The organism is Frankia sp. CcMO1 (assembly GCF_977945845.1).
The window spans coordinates 1-6094 of the sequence record NZ_CDWTMG010000270.1; the positions used below are offsets into that span (position 1 = coordinate 1).

Annotated in this window: 5 protein-coding genes; 3 read left to right on the forward strand and 2 right to left on the reverse strand. The window is 71.6% G+C overall.

Features of this window, described 5'->3' with window-relative positions; all coding sequences use genetic code 11:
- Positions 1-45 precede the first annotated feature (45 nt).
- Positions 46-507: a ChaB family protein gene (locus tag AC08OU_RS21580; RefSeq protein WP_462188134.1), complete on the reverse strand. Its 462-nt coding sequence runs from the start codon at positions 505-507 to the stop codon at positions 46-48.
- Positions 508-1171: 664 nt separating this feature from the next.
- On the opposite strand from AC08OU_RS21580, the gene AC08OU_RS21585 reads away from it, so the two are divergent.
- Entirely contained in the window at positions 1172-2134 is a 963-nt protein-coding gene (locus tag AC08OU_RS21585; RefSeq protein WP_476601619.1) for an N-acetylmuramoyl-L-alanine amidase, read from the forward strand.
- A 50-nt stretch (positions 2135-2184) separates the two neighbouring features.
- On the opposite strand, the gene AC08OU_RS21590 is transcribed toward AC08OU_RS21585, so the two are convergent.
- Positions 2185-2874 carry a class I SAM-dependent methyltransferase gene (locus AC08OU_RS21590; RefSeq protein WP_476601620.1) on the reverse strand — a complete coding sequence of 230 codons (690 nt, stop codon included), beginning with the start codon at positions 2872-2874 and terminating at the stop codon, positions 2185-2187.
- Positions 2875-3295: 421 nt separating this feature from the next.
- Between AC08OU_RS21590 and AC08OU_RS21595 the strand changes: the two genes are divergently transcribed.
- Complete coding sequence (locus AC08OU_RS21595) at positions 3296-4489, forward strand: LLM class flavin-dependent oxidoreductase (RefSeq protein ID WP_476601621.1); 1194 nt, start codon at positions 3296-3298, stop codon at positions 4487-4489.
- Positions 4490-4543: 54 nt separating this feature from the next.
- A complete protein-coding gene (locus AC08OU_RS21600) occupies positions 4544-5890 on the forward strand; it encodes an NtaA/DmoA family FMN-dependent monooxygenase (protein WP_476601622.1) in 1347 nt (448 codons plus the stop codon).
- Positions 5891-6094: the final 204 nt, after the last annotated feature.

The window sequence follows — 6094 nt, forward strand, 5'->3', positions numbered from 1 at the left end:
ACGCCAATCTTGGTCCTGGTCGGTATTCTCAGGAGCGGACGGCTCCTACGCGCCGCTGCGGGCCTGCGCGGTCCGCCTGCGGTTGGCCTTCTTGATTGCCTCGACGAGATCGTCCCTCGACATCGTCGATCGGCCGGGGATGCCGAGCTCGCGGGCGAGCGCGCGCAGGTGCGTCAGCGAGGCGTTCGCGTCCACGCCCTCGGCGGTCGGCCCGCTGTGCCGGGAGGCGGGCGTCGGCGTGGCGGCCTGCTCGTCGGAGGGACCGGGCCGACCCTTCGGCCGCCAACGGTCCCCCACCTTCTCGTGGGTGTGCTTGAGGGCGGCAAAGGCCGCACGGTGGGCACGCGCACCCTCACCGTAGGTCTCCACCGCCGAGTCGTGGGTCTTCTTCCAGGTGCGGATGGCCTGATCGTCGGAGCGGGCGATGGTGGACGGAACATCGTCCCGCATCTCGTCGGCCTGCGCCTTCTTGTCGGTTTTGTCGGTCTGCGGCTTCTTCCCGACCATGGCACTCCTCCTCCCGAACGGATGCTCAGGTCCTCCCGAACGGATGCTTATGGACCTTCCCGTGACGCCGGGACGTATTCCCCGTCCCCGTTGCCGCCGGGTAGCTCGTGGTGGATCTCTTGGCGCCTTGATGCACAGGGTAAGGCATCGACTACCGTAGCGTGCCAATGTCTCGACCATGACGACCCGAAGGACGCCTCATGTCCCATGCCGCTGACCCGTTTCGCCGGCGTCGCCGTGAGCCCGGTCTGTCCCGGCGCGGAATTCTCGGTCTCGCCGGTGCCGGTCTGGGTGGATGGGCGGAGACGCTGCTCGACGCCGCGCCGAGCAGCGCGTCCGCTGGCCCGGCCGGGCCACCGGCCGCAGGGGTCCGACCCGGTGCGGAAGCGCGGGCCTTCTCGGCGCCGGGGACGCGTGTCGTGCTCGTGCCCCGGACCCTGGCCGCCGTGACGAGGGGAGTGGGGCCCGCGACGTCGGATTTCGACATCGGTTACGTGGCCGTCCGATGGACCCGTGACGGGAAGGATCGCGCGGCGGATGGCCGGGCCGGTCCCGGGGGTGCCGGCACGGGGACCGCCGGCACCGCCGGCACCGGCGGTCCCGGCGGTGCCGCTTCTCGGGGCGCCGAGATCCGGCTGCGCCAGCCGGGGGGTGGGTTCGACGCATGGCGGCCGCTGGCGGTCGGCTGTCCGGTGGATCGGGACGACCCGCCGGCCGGGGGGAGGAGCGCCGCCGTGCTGGTCGCCGCGCACCGCGCGACCGGCTACGAACTGTGGTTGCCACCCGGCGCGACGTCCGTGACGTCCACCGCCCTGAACACGACGTCGGGGCCGTTGCAGCGGTTAACGGCACCCATTGTGTCCGCCTACGCCGCCCTTTCCGCGATCTCGGCTTCGCGCGCCGCCCTTTCTGCGTCTTCGGCTTCGCGCGCCGCCCGGTCGCCGGGGCTCTTCGCCGCGCCCAGATCGTCGCCGCCGCCCCGGTCGCCCCCGTCCGGCTGCCGGCGACGCTCGACCTGCGCTACCTGCCCCGGGCCGCGTGGGGCGCGGACGAGTCGCTGCGGCTGTCCCCCTCACCCGGCAGCGGTTGGAAACCGACGTACCACCCGGGCCAGGTTGTCACGGTTCATCACACGGTGACGCCCAACGACGATCCGAACCCCGCCGCCACCGTGCGGGCGATCTACCACTTCCACACGGTCGAGCGGGGATGGTCGGACATCGGGTACCACCTCCTCATCGACGAGGCAGGCACGCTCTACGAGGGCCGGTGGTCGGGAACGGAGAGCGTTCCCGGCCACCGGGAGGACGGCTACGTGGTGACGGGTGCGCACGTGGCGGACTTCAACGCCGGCAACGTCGGCGTCGCGCTGCTCGGTGACCTGCGGACGCGCACCCCCACCGCCGCCGCCCGTCGCACGCTCGTCCTGGTGCTGCTCGCGTTGACCGGAGCGCATCATCTCGACCCGCTCGGCACCGTCCACTACGTCCATCCGGTGAGTGGCAGGCGTCGTACCGTCCCGGCCGTTAGCGGGCACCGCGACTGGATGGCCACCGAATGTCCGGGCGGCGCGGCCTACACCGCCCTGGCAGGTGTGCGGACGGACGTCGCCCGGCAGCTGATGTGAGGCTCACCGGCTGGTGCCCCGCCGGGTGACGGGGTGGGCCGTGGACGGGCTCAGGGGCGCCAGCCGGCATAGACCGCGAACCTGCCGTGCTTGGCGACGCAGTCGACCGGCGCGAATCCGGCGTCGGCCAGCCAGTCGAGCTGGTCGGCGAGCGGCGCGCACCGATCGAAGGACATCCGCCGCAACGCGGCCTGCCACTCGGCGTCGTCTGAACCCGCCGCCCGAGCCTGCCGTTCGTGCATGTCCTCGTACTGCCGGGTCAGGGCGGCAGTCGGGCCGTTGACCTGCTCGAGGTTGACGAACAGCCCATCCGGCCACAGGACGTCGCGCACCCGGCGGAACAGGTCGCGCTTGCCGGGGTCGTCGAGGTGGTGGATGCCCAGCGCCGAGACGACCGCGTCGAACGGGCCGGTCGGCAGGGCGGAGGCGAGGTCCGCGACGGTGACGGCCTCGATCGAGCCGGCGGACAGCCGCGCCCGGGCCTTGGCCAGCATCGGCGCGGCGTCGTCGAACAGGTGCAACCGGACGTCGGGGACGGCCGCGGCGACCGCGGCGGCCAGCAGACCGGTGCCCGCGCCGAGGTCGAGCACCGCCGGTCGGGCGCCACCCTGGCGCGCCACCAGGTCGCCGACCGATCCGTACAGCAGGTCGAAGGAGGGGACGAGCCGGCGGCGCTCCCCGTCGTAGGTCTCGGGATCCCAGCCCGGCGTCTCGGAATATGAGATTACTATCTCATCCATTGGACAATCATACGGTCGGGCCCGGCTGCGCACCCGAACTTCCCGCGCGGGCCTGACGTATCGCACGTCACATTCCCACCTCCTTCTTGACGCGGCAACGTTCACCTACTCAGAGTGAAAAGTGTGCGCACATCTCCATTGCTGACGTGCCGCCGCTGCATCGACTACGGGCGCGCTGAGACCAGCCGCTGTCGCTGACGGCCCCGCGCTGTCCCCCGATCGGGCGCGTCCCCGGCACCTTCGTGGCCGGAGTTCCGGGCGCGCCCTCAGCGCCACCACCCGCGCACCATCGCTTCCGGCGCCGATCTCGGTGCGGTGAGGCAGCGCCCGACGCCGTCCACCGTCCGTCGCCCGGCCACCCACCGCCCGGCCACCCACCGTCTGAGGAGATCCCGATGCGCCGCATGTTGGATCCGACCCGATGACCGCCCTCGCGGAGCTGTGTCTCGCCGTCGCTCTGGACGGAGCCGGGTGGCATCCGGCGGCCTGGCGGGAGCCCGATGCCCGCCCGGCCGAGCTGTTCACCGCCCGCTACTGGACCGACCTCGTCCTGGAAGCCGAACGCGGGCTGGTCGACTTCGTCACCATCGAGGACTCCCTCGCCCTGCAGACCTCCCGTCTCGACGGCCCCGACGGGCGTACCGACCAGGTCCGCGGCCGCCTGGACGCCGTCCTGACCGCCGCCCGGGTCGCCCCCCTGACCAGCCACATCGGCCTCGTCCCCGCAGTCACCACCACCCACACCGAGCCGTTCCACATCTCCAAGGCCATCGCCACCCTGGACTACACCAGCACTGGCCGCGCCGGGGTGCGCGTCCAGGCCCTGCGCCCCGGCGAAACTCCCCACCTCGGCCGACGCGACCTCCCCACCATCGCCGACTACCAGACCCCCCAGGCCCAGGCGGTCATCAGCGACCTGTTCGACGAGGCCGCCGACTACGCCGAGGTCCTACGCCGGCTGTGGGACAGCTGGGAAGACGACGTCGAGATCCGCGACACCGCCACCGGACGGTTCATCGACCGCGACAAACTGCACTACATCGACTTCGAAGGCCGCTGGTTCTCCGTCCGCGGGCCCTCCATCGTCCCCCGTCCGCCCCAGGGCCAGCCGCTGGTCACCGCCCTGGGCCACAGCACCATTTCCTACCGGCTCGCCGCCCGCGCCGCCGACGTCGCCTACATCACCCCGCACACCGCCGCCGACGCCCGGGCGATCGTCGGCGAGATCCGCGCCGAACAGGCCGCGGCCGGACGCGCCGACGACACCCTGCACGTCTTCGCCGATCTCGTCGTTCTCCTCGACGCCTCCGCGGAGCAGGCCGCCGAACGGCGCGGTCGTCTCGATGCCCGTGCCGGTGAGCCCTACACCTCCGACGCGCTGATCTTCGCCGGTACCCCCGGCGACCTCGCCGACCTTCTCCTCGACTGGCGATCCACCGGGCTGACCGGGTTCCGACTACGCCCGGCCGCCCTTCCCCACGACCTCGAAGCCATCACCCGCGGGCTCGTCGGTGAACTCCACCACCGTGGCGCCTTCCGCACCGCCTACCAGGCCACCACCCTGCGCGGCCACCTCGGCCTGCCGCGACCCGCCAACCGCTACGCCACCGTCTGATCGTTGATCCGACTCTCGGCGGCGGACGTCACGCAGGATTCCGGAGGACCCCCGATGAGCAGGCCGATCAAGCAGATCCACCTGGCTGCGCACTTTCCCGGAGTGAACAACACGACGGTGTGGAGTGATCCGCAGGCGGGCAGCCAGATCGAGTTCAGCTCCTTCGCCCACCTGGCCCGGACCGCGGAGCGGGCGAAGTTCGACTTCTTCTTCCTGGCCGAGGGGCTGCGCCTGCGTGAGCAGAACGGGCGCATCCACGATCTCGACGTCGTCGGCCGGCCGGACACCTTCACCGTGCTCGCGGCGCTCGCCGCGGTGACCGAACGGCTGGGGCTGGCCGGCACCATCAATTCCACATTCAACGAGCCCTACGAGGTCGCCCGGCAGTTCGCCAGCCTCGACCATCTCTCCGCCGGTCGGGCCGCGTGGAATGTGGTCACGTCGTGGGACGCGTTCACGGGGGAGAACTTCGGCCGCGGTGGCTACCTGCGGGAGGAGGACCGTTACGCCCGCGCCGAGCGGTTCCTGCGCACGGCGTGGGAGCTGTTCGACTCCTGGCACGGCGACGAGATCGTGGCCGACAAGGAGTCCGGGGTCTTCCTGCGGACGCCGCGGCCGGGCGTGTTCGACCTGCACGACGCGTTCTTCGACATCAGCGGCCACTTCAACGTGCCGCGCGGCCCGCAGGGCCGGCCGGTCATCTTCCAGGCCGGCGACTCGGGAGCCGGCCGCGAGTTCGCCGCCTCGTCCGCCGACGCGATCTTCAGTCGGCACAGCACGTTCGACGCGGGCCAGGCCTTCTACGCCGACATCAAGGGCCGCCTGGCCCGCCACGGCCGCAGACCCGAGCAACTGGTGGTCCTGCCGGCGGCGACCTTCGTCCTCGGCGACACCGACGCCGAGGCGCGGGAACGGGCCGGCGTGATCCGGCGCCAGCAGGTCAGCGGGGCGACGGCGATCCTGTTCGCCGAGCAGCTCTGGAACCGCGACCTCTCCGGCTACGACCCGGACGGCCCGGTGCCCGAGGTCGACCCGGTACTGGGGGAGAACACCATCTCGAAGGGCCGGGCCAGCGTGCGGATGTTCGACGACCGGCAGGCGACCGTCCGGCAGTGGCGCGAGCTCGGCGAGGCGAAGAAGCTCTCGCTGCGCGAGGTGGTCATCGAGGTCACCGGACGGCAGCCGTTCATCGGTTCGGCCGCTACTGTAGCCGAGACGATCAACAAGTTCGTCCAGGAGGACGCCAGCGACGGGTTCATCCTCGTCCCGCACATCACCCCGGGCGGGCTGGATGAGTTCGCCGACACGGTCGTGCCGCTGCTCCAGGAGCGCGGCGTATTCCGCACCGACTACTCGGGGACGACGCTGCGCGAGCACCTCGGCCTCGCTCCGCTCGGGTAACGGGCTGCCCGGTCGGGCTGCCCGCTCGGCCCGCCCGGCCCGCCGTCTCGAACTCCTCGCCGGCGGTGTTGTCTTCGGTACCTGAAACTTACAGGTACCTGAAAGTATGATGTTGCTCGCGTCATGCTCGGGAGGCGTCACGCTCGGGAGGAGGGACGCTCGGGAGGAGGGACGCATGGAACGGGTGGCCGCGGTGAACACGGC

Excerpts from the sequence above, each read along its gene's own strand:
- AC08OU_RS21595 (WP_476601621.1), top strand. The coding sequence starts at position 3,296 with ATGACCGCCCTCGCGGAGCTGTGTCTCGCCGTCGCTCTGGACGGAGCC.
- AC08OU_RS21580 (WP_462188134.1), bottom strand. The coding sequence starts at position 507 with ATGGTCGGGAAGAAGCCGCAGACCGACAAAACCGACAAGAAGGCGCAG.
- AC08OU_RS21590 (WP_476601620.1), bottom strand. The coding sequence starts at position 2,874 with ATGGATGAGATAGTAATCTCATATTCCGAGACGCCGGGCTGGGATCCC.
- AC08OU_RS21585 (WP_476601619.1), top strand. The coding sequence starts at position 1,172 with ATGGCGGCCGCTGGCGGTCGGCTGTCCGGTGGATCGGGACGACCCGCC.
- AC08OU_RS21600 (WP_476601622.1), top strand. The coding sequence starts at position 4,544 with ATGAGCAGGCCGATCAAGCAGATCCACCTGGCTGCGCACTTTCCCGGA.